The 16,837-nt window shown below is 59.9% G+C and carries 15 protein-coding genes; 2 read left to right on the forward strand and 13 right to left on the reverse strand.

Annotated elements, in window-relative coordinates:
* Window positions 1–29 precede the first annotated feature (29 nt).
* The 13 genes from FS777_RS05485 to FS777_RS05545 all read right to left on the reverse strand — a co-directional run bounded on the left by FS777_RS05485 (window position 30) and on the right by FS777_RS05545 (window position 14,008).
* Entirely contained in the window at window positions 30–1,688 is a 1,659-nt protein-coding gene (locus FS777_RS05485; protein WP_058638700.1) for a Na/Pi cotransporter family protein, read from the reverse strand.
* A gap of 207 nt (window positions 1,689–1,895) precedes the next feature.
* The gene (locus tag FS777_RS05490) at window positions 1,896–2,666 is read right to left on the reverse strand and encodes a TerC family protein (protein WP_027913220.1); all 771 of its coding nucleotides are present in this window, start codon (window positions 2,664–2,666) and stop codon (window positions 1,896–1,898) included.
* A gap of 70 nt (window positions 2,667–2,736) precedes the next feature.
* The gene (locus FS777_RS05495) at window positions 2,737–4,044 is read right to left on the reverse strand and encodes a CitMHS family transporter (RefSeq protein WP_058638698.1); all 1,308 of its coding nucleotides are present in this window, start codon (window positions 4,042–4,044) and stop codon (window positions 2,737–2,739) included.
* A 290-nt stretch (window positions 4,045–4,334) separates the two neighbouring features.
* Window positions 4,335–6,290 carry a DUF4105 domain-containing protein gene (locus FS777_RS05500; protein ID WP_058638697.1) on the reverse strand — a complete coding sequence of 652 codons (1,956 nt, stop codon included), beginning with the start codon at window positions 6,288–6,290 and terminating at the stop codon, window positions 4,335–4,337.
* Window positions 6,287–6,607 carry a DUF2388 domain-containing protein gene (locus FS777_RS05505; RefSeq protein ID WP_058603703.1) on the reverse strand — a complete coding sequence of 107 codons (321 nt, stop codon included), beginning with the start codon at window positions 6,605–6,607 and terminating at the stop codon, window positions 6,287–6,289. The genes FS777_RS05500 and FS777_RS05505 overlap by 4 nt, the downstream gene beginning before the upstream one ends.
* Window positions 6,608–6,643: 36 nt before the next feature.
* A complete protein-coding gene (locus FS777_RS05510) occupies window positions 6,644–6,937 on the reverse strand; it encodes a DUF2388 domain-containing protein (protein ID WP_145254256.1) in 294 nt (97 codons plus the stop codon).
* Window positions 6,938–6,966: 29 nt separating this feature from the next.
* Window positions 6,967–7,284, reverse strand: a complete 318-nt coding sequence (locus tag FS777_RS05515) for a DUF2388 domain-containing protein (RefSeq protein WP_058638695.1) — start codon at window positions 7,282–7,284, stop codon at window positions 6,967–6,969.
* Window positions 7,285–7,568: 284 nt separating this feature from the next.
* The gene (locus tag FS777_RS05520; protein WP_027913215.1) at window positions 7,569–7,784 is read right to left on the reverse strand and encodes a DUF1127 domain-containing protein; all 216 of its coding nucleotides are present in this window, start codon (window positions 7,782–7,784) and stop codon (window positions 7,569–7,571) included.
* Between the two features lie 337 nt (window positions 7,785–8,121).
* Window positions 8,122–9,615 (reverse strand): acetyl-CoA hydrolase/transferase family protein, encoded by a 1,494-nt coding sequence (locus FS777_RS05525; protein ID WP_058603706.1) that lies wholly within the window; start codon window positions 9,613–9,615, stop codon window positions 8,122–8,124.
* A 184-nt stretch (window positions 9,616–9,799) separates the two neighbouring features.
* Window positions 9,800–11,236, reverse strand: a complete 1,437-nt coding sequence (locus tag FS777_RS05530) for an NAD(P)(+) transhydrogenase (Re/Si-specific) subunit beta (protein ID WP_078477793.1) — start codon at window positions 11,234–11,236, stop codon at window positions 9,800–9,802.
* Window positions 11,237–11,238: 2 nt separating this feature from the next.
* Complete coding sequence (locus FS777_RS05535; protein WP_145254259.1) at window positions 11,239–11,553, reverse strand: NAD(P) transhydrogenase subunit alpha; 315 nt, start codon at window positions 11,551–11,553, stop codon at window positions 11,239–11,241.
* A gap of 12 nt (window positions 11,554–11,565) precedes the next feature.
* Window positions 11,566–12,687, reverse strand: coding sequence for a Re/Si-specific NAD(P)(+) transhydrogenase subunit alpha (locus tag FS777_RS05540; RefSeq protein WP_145254262.1), 1,122 nt, complete (start codon window positions 12,685–12,687; stop codon window positions 11,566–11,568).
* A gap of 415 nt (window positions 12,688–13,102) precedes the next feature.
* A complete protein-coding gene (locus FS777_RS05545) occupies window positions 13,103–14,008 on the reverse strand; it encodes a LysR family transcriptional regulator (protein WP_145254265.1) in 906 nt (301 codons plus the stop codon).
* A 157-nt stretch (window positions 14,009–14,165) separates the two neighbouring features.
* Between FS777_RS05545 and FS777_RS05550 the strand changes: the two genes are divergently transcribed.
* Window positions 14,166–15,347, forward strand: a complete 1,182-nt coding sequence (locus FS777_RS05550) for an acyl-CoA dehydrogenase (RefSeq protein WP_058603709.1) — start codon at window positions 14,166–14,168, stop codon at window positions 15,345–15,347.
* Between the two features lie 13 nt (window positions 15,348–15,360).
* On the forward strand, window positions 15,361–16,581 hold the full coding sequence (locus FS777_RS05555; protein ID WP_145254268.1) for a CaiB/BaiF CoA-transferase family protein: 1,221 nt from the start codon (window positions 15,361–15,363) through the stop codon (window positions 16,579–16,581).
* The last annotated feature ends 256 nt before the right edge of the window (window positions 16,582–16,837 follow it).

Consider the following 16,837-nt stretch of genomic DNA (forward strand, 5'->3'; position numbering starts at 1 on the left):
GGCGAGCGGGGGTCCTCAGGTCGGCGACATCACGGCAGAGGGGCTTCGTCCGGCACGCTGTCGAGCATCAGCCCGCCCGTGTCCGAGCCGCCCAGTACCACATAGGCACTGCTGCAGAACAAAGAGTTCAACCGCTTCATGTCGGCGATGAGCTCCAGGTGGATGGAGCTGGTCTCGATGCTCTGTACCACTTTGCGCTGCAGGCGGCTGACATGGGCATGGGCCAGGCGCCGCTCCTGGGCGCGAAAACGACGCTTCTCGCGCAGCAGCAGACGCGCGCTTTCCGGGTCGGCGCTGAGGAATACCGAGAGGCCAAGGCGCAGATTGGCCAGCAATTGCTCTTGCAACCCGGTCAGTTCTTCCAGCCCCATTTGGGAAAAGGCGCGTCGTTGGCTGGTCTTCTGCTGCTGGACTTTGCGCAACATGCGCTCGATCAGGTCGCAGGCCAGCTTGAGGTTGATCGCCAGCTCGATGATCTCAGCCCAGCGACGGTTGTCGTGTTCGCTGAGATCCTCGCGGGTCATCTGCGCCAGGTATAACTTGATGGCGCTGTACAGGCCCTCGGCATCCTCCCCAAGTGCACGCACCTGCTGAGGCAGTGCAGCCTGGGTGCCGCGCAGTGCGCCAAGCATGGCTTCGAGCAAGTTGTCGACGATATCCCCCAGGCGCAACGTCTCCCGGGCAGCATTGGCCAGCGCCAGACTGGGCGTTTCCAAGGCCGAGGCGTCGAGATGGCGCGGGCGTATCTGCCCGTTGTCGCGCTCGCGCTCTGGCAACAGGCTGTTGCACAGCCGTCCCATGGGCTTGACCGTAGGTAGCATGATCAGGCAACGGGCAGTGTTGTAGAGCAAGTGGAAGCCGATGACCAGCTCCTGCGGGCTGAAACTCAGTGTGTCCATCCAGTCCACCAGCGGGTGGAGCACAGGGATGATCAACAGCAGGCCGATCAGCTTGTACAGCAGGCTGCCCAGCGCCACGCGGCGGCCAGCAGCGTTCTGCATGCTGGTGCTGATGAACGCCAGCAGGCCGCTACCAATATTGGCGCCGACCACCAGGCCTATGGCCACGGGCAGGCTGATCACCTCGGCCCCTGCCAGTGTGGCGGTGAGCAGGACGGCGGCCAGGCTCGAATACGACACCATGGCGAACAATGCACCGACCAGGGCATCGAGCAGAATGTCGCCGGTCAGGGAGGCGAAAAGCACCTTTACGCCCTGGGCATGGGTGATGGGGGCAGCTGCCTGGACGATCAGTTCCAGCGCCAGGATGATCAGGCCCAGGCCGATGCCGACGCGGCCAAGTTGGCCAGCACGGGTCTGCTTGCGTGAAAGGAAGAAGATCACCCCCAGGAAAATCAGCAGGGGCGAAAGCCAGGACAAGTCGAAGGTCAGTACACGGGCCATGAGCGCGGTGCCCACGTCAGCCCCTAACATGATGGCCAGCGCCGGGGTCATGGCCATAAGGCCCTGGCCCACGAATGAGGTGACCAGCATTGCGGTTGCGTTGCTGCTCTGCACCATTGCAGTGACGAGAATGCCCGCGATGAAGGCCAGCGGACGTTTGTCCATGTTCTGGCCGATGATGCGTCGCAGGTCCGAACCGAATACCCGCAAAATGCCGGTTCGCACGATGTGCGTGCCCCACACCAGCAATGTGACTGCCGAAAGCAGGTTGAGTAGGGTCAGCATGACGAGAGCCCCCTGATTGCACCGGCCAAGCTGGCCAGTCGAAAAGACGTGGGCGCAGTGCTATTTGCACAGGCCTGTTCAAGCTTTAGTTCTAATATGCCGCTGCCGCCAGCTTCGCATGGCTGTCATGATTTTGAAACATCCGCGGCCAGGGCTGCGGGATGCGCAAAGGGCCCCGCAGGGCCCTATATTTCGTGACACGCGTGGTTATTGACCCGGCACATCCTTGCGCAGTTTCACGGCCTCGTGTTCCTTGCCGGCTTTGCGTGCCAACGACGTACGCATGCGGATATTGATGGCTTCGACCGCCAGGGAGAAGGCCATGGCGAAGTAAACGTAGCCTTTAGGGACATGCACATCGAATGCTTCGGCGATCAGCACGGTACCTACCACGATCAGGAACGACAACGCGAGCATCTTCAACGAAGGGTGCTTGTCGATGAAGTCGGCAATGGTGCCGGCGCACGCCATCATGACCAGCACGGCGACGATGATTGCGGCGATCATCACCGGCACGTGCGACACCATCCCGACAGCGGTAATCACCGAATCGAGCGAGAAAACAATGTCGATGATCGCGATCTGGATGATGGTGTAAAGGAACTTGCCGCCAGAGCCCTTGGGTTCATCGGCGTTTTCTTCTTCGCCTTCCAGGCCATGGTAGATCTCCTGCGAGCTTTTCCAGAGCAGGAACAGGCCGCCAAAGAACAGGATCAGGTCACGTCCGGATATGCCCTGCCCCAGGACCACGAACAGATCGTCCGTCAGGCGCATTACCCAGGTGATGGACAGCAGCAGCATGATGCGGGTCACCATGGCCAGGGCCAGGCCGAAGATCCGGGTACGCGGCTGCATGTGCTTGGGCATGCGGCTGACCAGGATCGAGATCATGATGATGTTGTCGATGCCCAGAACGATTTCAAGCGCGGTCAGGGTGAAAAAGGCAACCCAGATTTCCGGGCTGGTCAGCCATTCCATGTGTTTTCCTTTGAGCGGTATAGGCAATGCGCCTGCATCGAGGCGCATTGCGGTGGAGAGAGGTCTGTTATCAGAGACTGCTGAACAGCGGGAAAATGCCCATCATCAGCGCGGCGAACATTATGCACAGGCACACCAGCACTGCCCACTTGAGCGTGAAGCGTTGGTGATCCCCGAATTCGATGCCGGCCAGGGCGACCAGCAGGTAAGTCGAGGGTACCAGCGGGCTCAGCAGGTGTACCGGCTGCCCGACGATGGATGCACGGGCCATTTCGACCGGGCTGATGCCATAGTGGCTTGCCGCTTCGGCCAGCACCGGCAGGACACCGTAGTAGAAGGCGTCGTTGGACATGAAGAAGGTAAAGGGCATGCTCACGATCGCCGTGATCACCGCCAGGTACGGGCCCAGGGCTTCGGGAATGACGGCCAGCAGGCTTTTGGACATGGCATCGACCATGCCGGTGCCTGATAGGATGCCGGTGAAGATGCCTGCGGCGAAGATCAGACCGGTGACCGCCAGCACGCTGCCGGCGTGGGCTGCAATACGGTCTTTCTGTTGTTGCAGGCATGGGTAGTTGACGATCATGGCGATGCTGAAGGCGATCATGAACAGCACTGGCAGCGGCAGCAGGCCGGCGATGAGGGCTGCCATCAATGCAGCGGTCAGTGCGCCATTGAAGTACAGCAGCTTAGGCCGGCGTGCCTCTGGATATTGCGAGACGCTGATGTCGCTGTGATCGACATCGTCGGTTGGCAGGTGCAGCTCGCCCAAGCGGGCACGTTCGCGTTTGCCGTACAGGTAGGCAATGGCCAGAATTGCCACTACGCCGAACAGCATCGCTGGGATCATGGGCACGAAGATATCGGAAGGGTCCACGTGCAAGGCGCTGGCCGCCCGCGCTGTGGGCCCGCCCCATGGCGTCATGTTCATGACCCCGCCGGCAAGAATGATGAGCCCCGCCATGATGCGCGGGCTCATGCCCAGGCGGCTGTACATGGGCAGCATGGCCGCACAGCAGATCATGTAGGTGGTGGCGCCGTCACCGTCCAGCGATACCACCAGGGCCAGCACGGCGGTACCTACCGACACTTTGAGCGGGTCGCCCTTGACCAGCTTGAGGATCTTTCGCACCGCAGGGTCGAAAAGGCCGGAGTCGATCATCAGGGCAAAGTAGAGAATGGCGAACATCAGCATGACGCCGGTGGGCGCCAGCTTGCTGATGCCCTCGAGCATCATGGGGCCGATCTTGCTGGCGAAACCGCCGAAGATGGCGAACAGAATGGGCACAAGGATCAGCGCGATCAAGGCCGACAGGCGCTTGGTCATGATCAGGTACATGAACGTGACGACCATGGCGAAGCCGAGGAAGGTCAGCATGGCAATACTCCAGGCGAGGCGCGACGAAAAAGAAGACGGTTCGGGCGGGTCAGCGTGCAGGACGCTGTGCGTGGAGTGGGTCGAACAAGACTGAGAGAAGTCGGGCACGGAAAGGCATCGGTATCACCATTGTTGTTGTTGGATGCGCCGGGCGGGGCACGTACCTCGCCCTGGCTGACCGGTCTGTGCCGGCAATGGGGCTATCCTATGCGCGCAAGCTTTCAGCCAGCTTTCGCTCGAACAAGGGTGACAAAAGGTAGGGAAGGCGCGTGAGTGGGCTGTGGTGGCCGCTACAGCTGCAGCCCACCCGCTGCCTTGTGCAATGCGCGAAGATGCTCTCCAATGTGCTTCACGTTGGCTTCGACTGCCGCTATCTGGCTCGCACGGGAAGGCTCCAGTAGCGCCCTCACCTCCTTGTCCAGGTTGGTACTCAAGCGCAGCAGCTGCGCCTGGCGTTCGCTGCTGACCTTTTCCAGGTGAACCCGCTCTGCTTGCTGCGGCAGCCCGTAGCCGGTGGTATCGAGCAGTTCAGCCGGGCGGCTCAGGAAACCGCTGTTGGCGAGCATCTGCTTGAGGGTGGCATCGGCCTTGTCGACGCTGCCATCCTTGAGCGCTGCGGCATTGAGGTAGCGTTGCTTGACCTCGTCCTGGGCCAATAGCAGTTGCCGTCGCAGGCCCGCCTGTTCCAGAAGCAGCAAGGCTGCACTGGTGCGCAGGTCAGCCTGGTCGAACCAGGGCTTGCGTTGTTCGGCGTCCAGGGCCAACCAATCCTCCACCTTGGTCTGCTTCACCGGCAGCTGCTTCTTCAGGACGTCGAACATGGCCTGATAACGGTCGCGGTACGAGTCGAAGCGGTAGCCCAGGCGCAGTGCCTCTCGCGGATCGTCCAGCACGCTGGTGTCAGCCAGCCCACGCCCGTCGAGCACGGCCAGCAGGCCATTGGGCATGATGCTGTCGAGGTCGTTGAGTTTTGGGTTGGCGGTACCGCTGCGCAGCAGCTTCAGCGATTCCACCGCGCAGTTATTGGACAGGAACCAGTAGTTGCCGTCGTAGCTCCAGTGCATCTCGGCGGCCTGGCGGACCAGGTTCTCGATCTCCTCTCGATTGAGCTTGAGCGGCACCGAGGCCAGGCTGCGCAGTTCGGTCTTGGTGTATTCATCGATCACCTGCCCCAGCGGCAGCACGAACAACCGCGAGGGGTAGACGCCGACCAGCCCATCCCAACTGGACAACTGGACGTCGTTGACGAAAGCGCGGTACGAGAGCACCAGGCTTTGATCGAGATCCAGGCGGCAGTCCGGGCCTCGTGGCCGGCCGGGTTTGCAGATGACCAAGCGCAGCATGCTGTGCCCCCAGCGGCTGACCAGGTTCTGGTTGGCCTCGGCCAGCAGGTAATCCACCTCGTACACCCGCTCGGGGTCGACTTCACCCAGGGGTTGGCGCGCGAAGTCGCTACCGGCATTGATGAACGGCAGGCCCTTGGCGCAGGCGTCCTGGGGTGGGCTCCAGCCAAAATGTTGTGTCAGGTACCGATTGAGCGCGGGGCGGCGACAGCCATAGCTAGGGTCGAGAAGGAAGTACTCCATATTGACCGCGACGTATTCCTTCGGGCTGCTCAGCTCGTAGCGGTCGGGGCTGCGCACGAACTGGCCGTTATGCTGTTCGCGTTCGCCGCGCCGGCCTACGTACTGGGGCCAGCCGGCGAGGTCCAACAGACGTGGGTCATCGCTGAGCGTGAACCGTCGCCCCGCCTGGCCGCGACACTCTCCGGGCAGGCCGATGTTCCCGACAGTGCCTTGCAGGCGGTTGCATCGAGTGAGCACGGCATGCTGTTGCCCCGGCCATAACCGGGCGCGGTCGTAGATATGAGTGAGCTCGTGCACCACGGTCGCCAACAGTTCGTTGCGCACAGTGCCATGGGGCCGATGCGTCAGCTCGGTGGTCGCGGTGCCGTCGGAAAGGCTTGGCAGCAGGCGCCGATTGAGCATCAAGCTGGATACCAGTGATGCCTGGCCGTAGGCGTCAGGCGGCATCTGGTCGCTCCAACTGACGCTGACGGTGCGATCAAGCCGCTGTTTGAACGAGGGTGGCAGGCTAGCCATCGCTTGGTCGAGCAGCGCCTGGCTGGCGCTGACCTGCTGCGGGGTCAGGTCGGCGGTTTGCAGGTCAAGGTGCAAGTCTGCGAGCGCGGGCGTGCCAAGCAGTGTCAGAAGGCCGCCGAACCACCCGGCACGCAGTAACTTCACAGCGCGAGAATAGCTTCGGCCAATACCTGATCACTGGCATCGCGTGCCTGCGGTACACGCTCGCGCAACGTCGTGAACGCCGCTTCCAGTTGCGCGCCACGGATATCGCCGTTACTGGCTACGAAGCTGGCTGCATCGTCGTGAGCTTCACGTACCACTTTGGAATCGCGAATGGATGTCGTGGTATCTGACGTGAAGTCGATCGAACGGCCAAAGGCGCGCACGATGATGTTGCTGGTGGCCACCAAGGTCTGGGCCTGGGCCAGGTCGGCCAGCAGAAACATGCCGAGAGTAGCGGCAATCAGCGGTTTACGCATGGAGCATCTCCGAAAATACTGGGAGGAAAAGGATACTCATTCGACGAGGATTGCTCGCGCCAGTTCCAGGTCGCTGGCAGAGCGCGCGGGTTTATGCACGCGAATGGCTTCAAGGGCTGCCTCAAGCCGTGCGCCGCGCACACGACCGTCGGTGGCAACGAACACTGCCGCATCGTCGCGCGCTGCGCTTATGAGCTTGCGATCAAAAGGTGCAGTGGTGACCTGGGTCGTGACGTAACCCGAGATCACCAGGTCTTGGGTAGTGGTGTCCAGCGCGTGAGCCGTGGCTATGCCTGCGATCCAGAGCAGGGGTAATAGCAGAAAACGCATGAGCGATCAGCTGGGGGCGGCCTGCTGACTCAGAGAGCCAGGATGGCTTGAGCCAGCTGCTCGTCGCTGGCGTGCAAGGCAGGTGCCTGGGCACGGATGTGAACCAGCGCGCTTTCGAGTTTGGCGCCTCGGATGCTGCCCTGGCTGGCGACGAAGCTGGCGGCGTCGTCGCGGGCTGCTTGCACGATTTTGTTGTCGCGCAAAGATGAAGACGCATCGGAGGTGGCGTTGGTAGAGGCAGCGACGCCTCGTACCACGGTGTCGGTGGTGACGACGAAACTGCTGGCACTGGCTGTACCAGCCAGGCCAAGCATCAGCGCAGCGCCAATGAGGTAATTACGGGTCATAAACGTTAGCTCCTGGTGTAAGGAAATCCAGCTGGGAACGTGGGCAACGGCCCTTGCCTAGGGTATGACAGTCGGTTCTACCAGACAGTTAAGCGAAGCGTATCACGCTGTGCTGTATCAAGATGTTAATGATAGAGCGCCGCTCAACTGTTATGCCTTATAAATAAATTGAAGGAACTGTACCGTTCGTGCGAATTTTCTTTAAAGCAGAAGCAAAAAACCCGTCGCAGGGCCCTGCGACGGGTTTTTGAGATTAACGCTGCCAGTCAGGCTGGCCCAGGCGATTAGCGCCAGAAAGGCTTGCTCAACTCTTCGTAGCGCTGCGATTCGCTGATACCGGCGTCTGCCAGCAGGCGTGCATCCAGGCGAGCCAGTTGACGACGGCTGGCCATACGACGCTGCCAAAGCAGCAGAGTGGAAGCTACGCGCAGGGGGAACGAAGCGTTGGATTGCTTGGCGGTGCTTTCAAAAACCAGACCGGAACTGAGGGTACGTTCCATGATGATCATCCTTCCGCTTATGGCGGCATTAGATAGTGATTTAACTGATGCCAATGATCCTCCCCTCTTGTCCATAACAGTAGATACAGTTGCAGGTAAAGACGGCAAGCCAGTTAACTGTGTAACGCTACTGTTGCACTCGAAAGTGACTTAACTGTACTGGTGCGCACAAATATGGTGCAAGTTTATACAATTTGCCTGGCTCGTTGACAGGCTTGAGTGTAAAAACCAGTACAGTAGTACAGTTATATAGAGTCTTGCTGGTATCTGTTTCGTTGAGCACGCAAAAAAGGGTCGCTAAGCGACCCTTTGAGGTTTGTGCGTACTTCAGAGCGTGTTACAGGGCAAGCATGCGACCTGTTTCTTCGAGGTTTTCATGCCATGCCAGCGCTTCACGCAAGATGTGCGGCGTGTGCCCGCCCCGCAGGCAAGCGCGCTCGAAGTAGTCGTTCAAGGCCGCGCGATAGTCAGGGTGCACGCAGTTGTCGATGATCGCCCTGGCACGTTCCCGAGGAGCCAGGCCGCGCAAGTCGGCCAGACCTTGCTCGGTGACCAGAATGTCCACGTCATGCTCGGTATGGTCCACATGGCTGACCATAGGGACCACACTCGAGATGGCGCCGCCCTTGGCAATCGACTTGGTCACGAATACGGCCAGGTGTGCATTACGGGCGAAGTCGCCGGAACCCCCAATGCCGTTCATCATTCGGGTGCCGCAGACATGCGTGGAGTTGACGTTGCCATAGAGGTCGAATTCCAGGGCAGTGTTGATACCAATGATGCCAAGGCGCCGAACCACTTCGGGGTGGTTGGAGATTTCCTGCGGGCGCAGCACCAGCTTGTCCTTGTACTTTTCCAGGTTGCCGAACACGTCGGCGTTGCGGCGACTGGACAGGGTGATGGAGCTGCCGGAGGCGAAGCGCAGCTTGCCCGCATCGATCAAGTCGAAGGTGGAGTCCTGCAGCACCTCGGAGTACATGGTCAGGTCTTCGAACGGCGAGTCGATGAGCCCGCACATCACGGCGTTGGCAATGCTGCCGATCCCCGCCTGCAAGGGGCCCAACCGGTTGGTCATGCGCCCTGCTTCCACCTCTTTCTTCAGGAAGCTGATCAGGTGGTCGGCAATGCCTTGGGTTTCGTCATCGGGTGGCAGCACCGTCGAGGGCGAATCGGGCTGGTCACTGATGACGATGCCCACGATCTTGGCAGGGTCGATGGCAATGGCGGTACTGCCGATGCGGTCGTCTACCTTAACCAATGGGATGGGCGTACGAGTAGGACGATATGTAGGTATATAGATGTCGTGCAGCCCTTCCAGATTCGGATTGTGCGACAAATTGATCTCGACGATCACTTTCTTGGCAAAGATCGCAAAGCTTGCCGAGTTGCCAACCGAGGTGGTCGGCACAATATGCCCCTGCTCGGTGATGGCCACCGCTTCGATCACGGCAATGTCGGGCAGCTTCAGTTGCTGGTTGCGCAGTTGCTCGACGGTCTCCGACAGGTGCTGGTCGATGAACATGACCTTGCCATCGTTGATGGCCTTGCGCAGCGTACTGTCCACCTGGAATGGCATGCGGCGGGCCAGTACACCGGCTTCGGTCAGCTGTTTGTCCAGGTCGTTGCCAAGGCTCGCGCCGGTCATCAGGCTGATTTGCAGTGGCGACTGCTTGGCGCGTTCGGCCAGCGCGTGGGGGACGGCCTTGGCTTCACCGGCGCGGGTGAAGCCGCTCATGCCGACGGTCATGCCGTCCTCGATCAGGCCAGCGGCGTCGGCCGCACTCATTACCTTGCTATGCAGGGAGGACAAGCGGATGCGATCACGGTACATGGATTGTTATCTCGGGCTACTAAGCTACTGCAGCGCAGTCTAGTGATTTAGACCGGTGCCGTCCCGCGACCATGGTCGTATTACCCTCGCCGCTACATGGTCGTTGATCCGGATCAATAAATGAAAAAGCCCTGGCCGTTACCGACCAAGGCTTCTCGTTCATAGGGTCAGAACCGAACCTGCCTCACTCCACGGCCTTGACCATGTCTTCGATGACCTTCTTGGCATCGCCGAATACCATCATGGTCTTGTCGAGGTAGAACAGCTCGTTGTCCAGGCCGGCGTAGCCGCTGGCCATGGAGCGCTTGTTGACGATGATGGTCTTGGCTTTGAAGGCTTCGAGAATCGGCATGCCGGCAATGGGTGACTTGGGGTCATTCTTGGCGGCCGGGTTGACCACGTCGTTTGCGCCCAATACCAGGACTACGTCGGCCTGGCCGAACTCGGCATTGATGTCTTCCATCTCGAACACTTGATCGTAGGGTACTTCGGCTTCTGCCAACAGCACGTTCATGTGCCCGGGCATGCGTCCTGCCACCGGGTGAATGGCGTATTTGACGGTGACGCCGTTGTGCGTGAGCTTCTCGGTCAGTTCCTTGAGTGCGTGCTGGGCGCGGGCTACGGCCAGGCCATAGCCGGGAACGATGATCACGCTGTCGGCGTTGCTGAGCAGGAAGGTCGCATCGTCGGCCGAACCGGATTTCACCGGGCGCTGCTCCGTGGACCCTTGGGCAGCGCCAGCTTCGGCATCACCACCAAAGCCGCCCAGGATGACATTGAAGAACGAGCGGTTCATGGCCTTGCACATGATGTAGGACAGAATCGCCCCGGACGAGCCTACCAGCGAACCGGCGATGATCAACATGGAGTTGTTCAGCGAGAAGCCGATCCCTGCCGCCGCCCAGCCCGAGTAGCTGTTGAGCATCGACACCACTACCGGCATGTCCGCCCCGCCGATCGGGATGATGATCAGCACGCCCATGATGAACGCCAGAACCAGCATGAGGGTGAAGGCGCTGTAGTGGCCGGTGAAGGTGAACAGCAGCCCCAGCGCAATGGTAGTCAGGCCGAGAATGAGGTTGAGCTTGTGCTGACCGGCAAACTGTACCGGCGCACCCTGGAACAGGCGGAACTTGTATTTGCCCGACAGCTTGCCGAAGGCGATCACCGAGCCCGAGAAAGTAATGGCACCAATGGCTGCCCCCAGGAACAGCTCCAGGCGGTTGCCCGTAGGGATCGAATCGCTGATGGCGGCGACGATGCCCATCGACTGGGGCTCGAGCACCGCGGCAATGGCGATGAATACCGCAGCAAGGCCGATCATGCTGTGCATGAAGGCGACCAGCTCAGGCATCTTGGTCATCTCGACCCGTTTGGCCATCACTGAGCCCGCGGTGCCGCCCACCAACAACCCGACGATCACATAGCCGATACCGGCCGTGGCCAGCTCAGCGCCGAGCTTATAGATGAGGCCGACCGTGGTGAGGATCGCGATACCCATGCCGATCATGCCGAACAGGTTGCCGCGCCGGGATGTAGTGGGATGGGACAGGCCCTTGAGCGCCTGGATGAAACACACCGAAGCGACCAGATACAGAAGCGTTACCAGATTCATGCTCATGCTTACTTCTGCCCCTCGTTCTTGACCTTTTTCTTGAACATTTCAAGCATGCGGCGGGTGACCAGGAACCCGCCAAACACGTTGACTGCAGCCAGGGCCACGGCGAGCGTGCCCATCACCTTTCCGGCAGGTGTGACCGTCAGCGCAGCGGCGAGCATGGCACCCACGATAACGATGGCCGATATTGCGTTGGTGACTGCCATCAGCGGGGTGTGCAAGGCCGGTGTAACGTTCCAGACCACGTGATAACCCACATAAATGGCCAGCACGAAAATGATGAGGTTATAAATGCCATGGGAAATCAGCATGTCTTCCATTTGTCGTGCTCCTCAGCCGTTCTTGCGGACGATTTGACCGTCGCGGCACATCAGGCAGGCCGCGACAATGTCGTCTTCGAGGTTGATGGTAAGGGCGCCGTCCTTGTCGAACAGCAGTTTCGTGAAGTCCAGCAGGTTGCGTGCGTAAAGGGCCGAAGCGTCCGCTGCGACCAGGGCTGGCAGGTTCGTTGGGCCCACGATGGTGACACCATGGGCATGCACGACCTCGTCGGCCACGGTCAATGGACAGTTGCCGCCTTGGGCCGCTGCCAGGTCGATGACCACCGAACCTGGTTTCATCTGGGCAACCGTGTCGGCGCTCAACAGGGTAGGCGCCTTGCGGCCCGGGATCAGTGCGGTGGTAATGACGATGTCTGCTTGCCGAGCGCGCTCGTGTACGGCCTGAGCCTGGCGCTGCATCCAGCTTGCCGGCATGGGCCTGGCGTAGCCGCCGACGCCTTGGGCGCATTCGCGCTCCTCATCGGTCTCGTACGGTACATCGATGAACTTGGCACCGAGCGATTCGATCTGCTCCTTCACCGCAGGGCGCACGTCCGATGCCTCGATGACGGCGCCAAGACGCTTGGCCGTCGCAATGGCTTGAAGCCCCGCCACCCCTGCCCCCAGGATCAAGACGCGCGCGGCCTTCACCGTGCCGGCGGCTGTCATCAGCATCGGCATGAAGCGCGGATAATGATGCGCGGCCAGCAATACAGCCTTGTAGCCGGCGATGTTGGCTTGGGACGAAAGCACGTCCAGGCTTTGTGCCCGGGAAGTTCGGGGCGCGGCCTCCAGCGCAAAAGCCGTGAGGCCGCGCGCGGCCATTTTGGCGATAACGTCGTTGTCGAACGGGTTGAGCATGCCGACCAGAAGGCTGCCGCTGCTCATCAGCGCCAGTTCATCATCGGTTGGCGCGACTACCTTGAGCACCAACTGCGCGCCATAGGCTTCAGCCGCCGAGCCTAGGCGGGCACCGACAGCTTCATAGGCGCTGTCCGGAATGCTGGCATTGATCCCAGCGCCTTGCTGGACCGTAACCTGATGACCCTGACTTATCAGTTTCTTGATGGTTTCAGGCGTCGCGGCGACCCTTGTCTCGCCGGCCTGCGTCTCGAGCGGAACACCAATGTGCACGACTATTTCTCCTGCGATGACCTTTTTTATATTTTTGAGGCCAGCGCACTTCGTAGGGTGCGCCGGAGCGGCTAAGGGCCTTACCGCCCAATCCTGGGCAGGCACAGCATTTTGCAGACGAACCGAACGGGCTTCAATAGAATTTGGAGCGAAACCAAACAATAACTACAAGTCACCATGTGACCAGATGTCGCAGCTAATCTGTCACAAGCGCTCAAGCATCTTTATTCGCCAGCTTAGGACGATTTTCAGCGGAAAATCTGAATTTTTCGTGTGTAGGCAGGCGAATGTCGCAAAAAGAGTCCTGATTAAAGAACGCGGGAGCACTTTATCACCGTCAGAAGCATTGCAATATGGTTATTTAAATGCGACATATAATTATATCTGTAGGTGTAAATTATAATTGACTACGAGGTCAGCTTTCTTTGGTGTCCGCGAAGTTCGCCGCCTGCGCCACTAGCCATTCACGAAATGCATCCAGCGTGGTCGATTCGACCCTGCGCTCCGGAATCATCAGATAGTAGGCCCTGTCGCTACGTAGAACATGCCTGTTAGCGACCACCAACCTACCCTCGCCGAGCTCGCGTTGAATCAGAAAGGGTGGAATGAGCGCGACCCCCATTGCGTGCATGGCCGCTTGTGCGAGCATTGAAAAAAGCTCAAGGCGGGGGCCGGTCATGTCGGTTGCTACAGAAATGCCGACGCTACTGAACCACTGGCGCCACGCATAGGGCCGGGTGCTTTGCTGCAGCAGGGAGAGTTGTGCAATGTCGTGAGCCTGGAGGGTTTGCCTGCCACCGAGCAATGCGGGGCTGCAGACAGGGACAGGATTTTCACCCATCAGCCTGTGCGACCGAGTGCCTGACCAATCACCGTCACCAAAGTAGATGGCGGCATCGAAGCTGGTATCGGCAAATAGGAAAGGCCTTGTGCGATTGGTCAGGTTGACCGTGACATCGGGTTGGCGCTGCTGGAAATCCATCAAGCGCGGCAGCAACCATTGAGTGCCGAACGTGGGCACCACTGCAAGCTCGATCACGCTGGCGCCCTGCTGACGCATCACCGACAGCGTATCGCGCTCTACCGCATCGAGTTGCGCCGCCACTTGCCGGCTGTAGGACAGCCCTGCCTCGGTTAGCTTCACGCCCCGGTGTGAGCGGCGGAACAACTCGACGTTCAAAAAGCCCTCAAGGCTGCCGATCTGCCTGCACACAGCGCCTTGGGTCAGCGACAGTTCCTGGGCAGCCTTGGTGAAGCTTTCGTGGCGTGCGGCAGCCTCGAAGCAAACCAGGGCGGTAGTGCTGGGTATCTTCCGACGCATGCCTATCCCTCACTCGTGGATGATCGATTTTTGGGTTTTCACTTATTTATGAGTGAGAAAATAGCACTCCTGGGTGCACAAACGTCGTTTGTCCTCGCCGTTTGCCCGGCCTAGGATCACGGCATACGTCATCCACCGTTCTGGGAGAAATGCACTCATGGCCGCCAAAGCAAGCTTTAGCTGGATCGACCCCCTCTTGCTGGATCAACAGCTCACTGAAGAGGAGCGCATGGTTCGAGACAGTGCCTATCAGTTCGCCCAGGACAAGCTGGCTCCGCGTGTGCTTGAAGCGTTCCGTCATGAGAAGACAGATACAGCGATCTTTCGTGAGATGGGTGAAGTGGGGCTGCTGGGCGCCACGATTCCGGAGCAGTACGGTGGGAGCGGTCTGAACTACGTGTGTTACGGGCTCATTGCTCGCGAGGTAGAGCGCATCGACTCGGGGTATCGCTCGATGATGAGCGTGCAGTCGTCGCTGGTGATGGTGCCGATCAATGAATTTGGCTCCGAAGCACAGAAGCAGAAGTACTTGCCCAAGCTGGCCAGTGGCGAGTGGATTGGTTGCTTTGGCCTTACTGAGCCCAACCATGGGTCGGACCCGGGGTCGATGGTCACGCGTGCCCGGAAAGTCGAGGGCGGCTATCGCTTGACCGGTAGCAAGATGTGGATCACCAACAGTCCTATCGCTGATGTGTTCGTGGTATGGGGCAAGGATGATGCAGGTGACATCCGCGGTTTCGTTTTGGAAAAGGGCTGGGAGGGCCTGAGTGCACCGGCCATTCATGGCAAGGTCGGGCTGCGCGCCTCCGTGACGGGTGAGATTGTGATGGACAACGTGTTTGTGCCCGAGGAGAACATGTTCCCTGAGGTGCGCGGGCTCAAGGGGCCTTTTACTTGCCTGAACTCTGCGCGCTACGGGATTTCCTGGGGAGCGCTAGGCGCTGCCGAGGCCTGCTGGCACACAGCGCGGCAGTACACCCTGGACCGGCAGCAGTTTGGCAGGCCGCTGGCGGCCAACCAGCTGATTCAGAAGAAGCTGGCCGACATGCAGACCGAGATCACCTTGGCGCTGCAAGGCTGCTTGCGCTTGGGGCGCATGAAGGATGAGGGCACGGCTGCTGTCGAGATCACGTCGATCATGAAGCGCAACTCATGTGGCAAGGCGCTGGACATCGCCCGCATGGCGCGTGACATGTTGGGCGGTAATGGCATCTCGGACGAATTCGGCGTGGCGCGTCATCTGGTGAACCTTGAGGTGGTGAATACCTACGAAGGCACCCATGACGTGCATGCTCTGATACTGGGGCGTGCGCAGACGGGTATCCAGGCTTTCTATTGATAAGGAGGCGGTCATGGGAGCGCTTTCGCATCTACGCGTGCTGGATCTGTCACGGGTACTGGCGGGGCCATGGGCTGGTCAGATCCTTGCGGACCTGGGTGCCGATGTAATCAAGGTCGAGCGCCCAGGTAAGGGGGATGACACGCGGGCGTGGGGGCCGCCTTATCTCAAGGACAGCGAGGGTGGCAGTACCGGCGAGGCGGCCTATTATTTGGCGGCCAACCGCAACAAGCGTTCGATCACGATCGACTTTACCCAGGCCGATGGCCAGCGACTGATTCGCGAGTTGGCTGCCAAGAGCGATATCGTCATTGAAAACTTCAAGGTAGGTGGCTTGGCGGGCTATGGGTTGGATTATCCCAGCCTGAAGGCTGTCAATCCGAAGCTCATCTACTGTTCGATCACCGGGTTCGGGCAGACAGGTCCTTACGCGCAGCGTGCGGGTTATGACTTCATGATTCAGGGGCTTGGGGGGCTCATGAGCCTGACAGGGCTGCCGGAGGGTGAGGTGGGTGCGGGGCCTGTGAAGGTTGGGGTGGCGCTGACGGACATTCTTACCGGGCTGTATTCGACGGTGGCGATTCTGGCGGCACTGTCTCATCGGGAGCAGCGTGGTGAAGGTCAGCACATCGACATGGCCCTGCTGGATGTCCAGGTGGCGTGCCTGGCCAATCAGGCGATGAATTACCTGACAACGGGCGCGCCGCCGCGGCGACTGGGCAATGCGCATCCGAATATCGTGCCTTATCAGGACTTTCCCACGGCCGATGGCGATTTCATTCTCACCGTGGGCAACGATGGCCAGTTTCGCAAGTTTGCAGAGGTGGCTGGAAATGCTCAGTGGGCGGATGATCCGCGGTTCGCTACCAATAAGGCGCGTGTGGCCAATAGAGGCGAACTAGTGCCTTTGATCCGCCAGGTGACGGTGTTCAGAACGACGGCGCAGTGGGTGAGTGATCTGGAAGCAGTAGGTGTGCCGTGCGGGCCCGTCAACGACCTGGCGCAGGTGTTTAGTGATCCCCAGGTAGTGGCGCGAGAACTGGCGGTGACCATGGCGCACCCGCTGGCGGGGACAGTGCCCCAGGTCGCTTCGCCGATTCGCTTGTCGCAGACGCCTGTTGAGTACAGGCATGCGCCACCGCTTCTGGGTGAGCATACGGAGAGCGTATTGAAGACGCTGCTAAGTGTGCCGGATTCCGAAGTGGAGCGACTGCGGGTGGCCGGGGTGATCTAGCGGGTCATTGCATCTATAGATAAGCGGGGGGCGGCAGCCCCCCGCTTTGCTTTTGATTTATATGAAATTAAAGGTTGACGCGGTTTCGAATCCCCTTATAATGCGCCCCACTTCCAGCGACATCGGAACGCGAAACTCCTTGAGATTCAATGAGTTAGCTAGTTCGGGTGGTGCTGTACGGGCTACGATCGAACAGATCGGCAGCGGTTGAGAAGAAGGTTGACAGCGTGTTGAAACGCTGTAGAATTCGCCTCCC

Origin of the sequence: Pseudomonas sp. DE0157 (genome assembly GCF_007678615.1) — a bacterium.
Taxonomy (GTDB): Bacteria; Pseudomonadota; Gammaproteobacteria; order Pseudomonadales; family Pseudomonadaceae; genus Aquipseudomonas; species Aquipseudomonas parafulva_B.

What these genes read in the sequence shown, in the direction of transcription:
- FS777_RS05550 (WP_058603709.1), top strand. Translation starts at nt 14,166, where the DNA reads ATGGCCGCCAAAGCAAGCTTTAGCTGGATCGACCCCCTCTTGCTGGAT.
- FS777_RS05555 (WP_145254268.1), top strand. Translation starts at nt 15,361, where the DNA reads ATGGGAGCGCTTTCGCATCTACGCGTGCTGGATCTGTCACGGGTACTG.
- FS777_RS05485 (WP_058638700.1), bottom strand. Translation starts at nt 1,688, where the DNA reads ATGCTGACCCTACTCAACCTGCTTTCGGCAGTCACATTGCTGGTGTGG.
- FS777_RS05520 (WP_027913215.1), bottom strand. Translation starts at nt 7,784, where the DNA reads ATGGAACGTACCCTCAGTTCCGGTCTGGTTTTTGAAAGCACCGCCAAG.
- FS777_RS05490 (WP_027913220.1), bottom strand. Translation starts at nt 2,666, where the DNA reads ATGGAATGGCTGACCAGCCCGGAAATCTGGGTTGCCTTTTTCACCCTG.
- FS777_RS05515 (WP_058638695.1), bottom strand. Translation starts at nt 7,284, where the DNA reads ATGACCCGTAATTACCTCATTGGCGCTGCGCTGATGCTTGGCCTGGCT.
- FS777_RS05535 (WP_145254259.1), bottom strand. Translation starts at nt 11,553, where the DNA reads ATGGAAGACATGCTGATTTCCCATGGCATTTATAACCTCATCATTTTC.
- FS777_RS05505 (WP_058603703.1), bottom strand. Translation starts at nt 6,607, where the DNA reads ATGCGTAAACCGCTGATTGCCGCTACTCTCGGCATGTTTCTGCTGGCC.
- FS777_RS05510 (WP_145254256.1), bottom strand. Translation starts at nt 6,937, where the DNA reads ATGCGTTTTCTGCTATTACCCCTGCTCTGGATCGCAGGCATAGCCACG.
- FS777_RS05545 (WP_145254265.1), bottom strand. Translation starts at nt 14,008, where the DNA reads ATGCGTCGGAAGATACCCAGCACTACCGCCCTGGTTTGCTTCGAGGCT.
- FS777_RS05495 (WP_058638698.1), bottom strand. Translation starts at nt 4,044, where the DNA reads ATGCTGACCTTCCTCGGCTTCGCCATGGTCGTCACGTTCATGTACCTG.
- FS777_RS05530 (WP_078477793.1), bottom strand. Translation starts at nt 11,236, where the DNA reads ATGAGCATGAATCTGGTAACGCTTCTGTATCTGGTCGCTTCGGTGTGT.
- FS777_RS05525 (WP_058603706.1), bottom strand. Translation starts at nt 9,615, where the DNA reads ATGTACCGTGATCGCATCCGCTTGTCCTCCCTGCATAGCAAGGTAATG.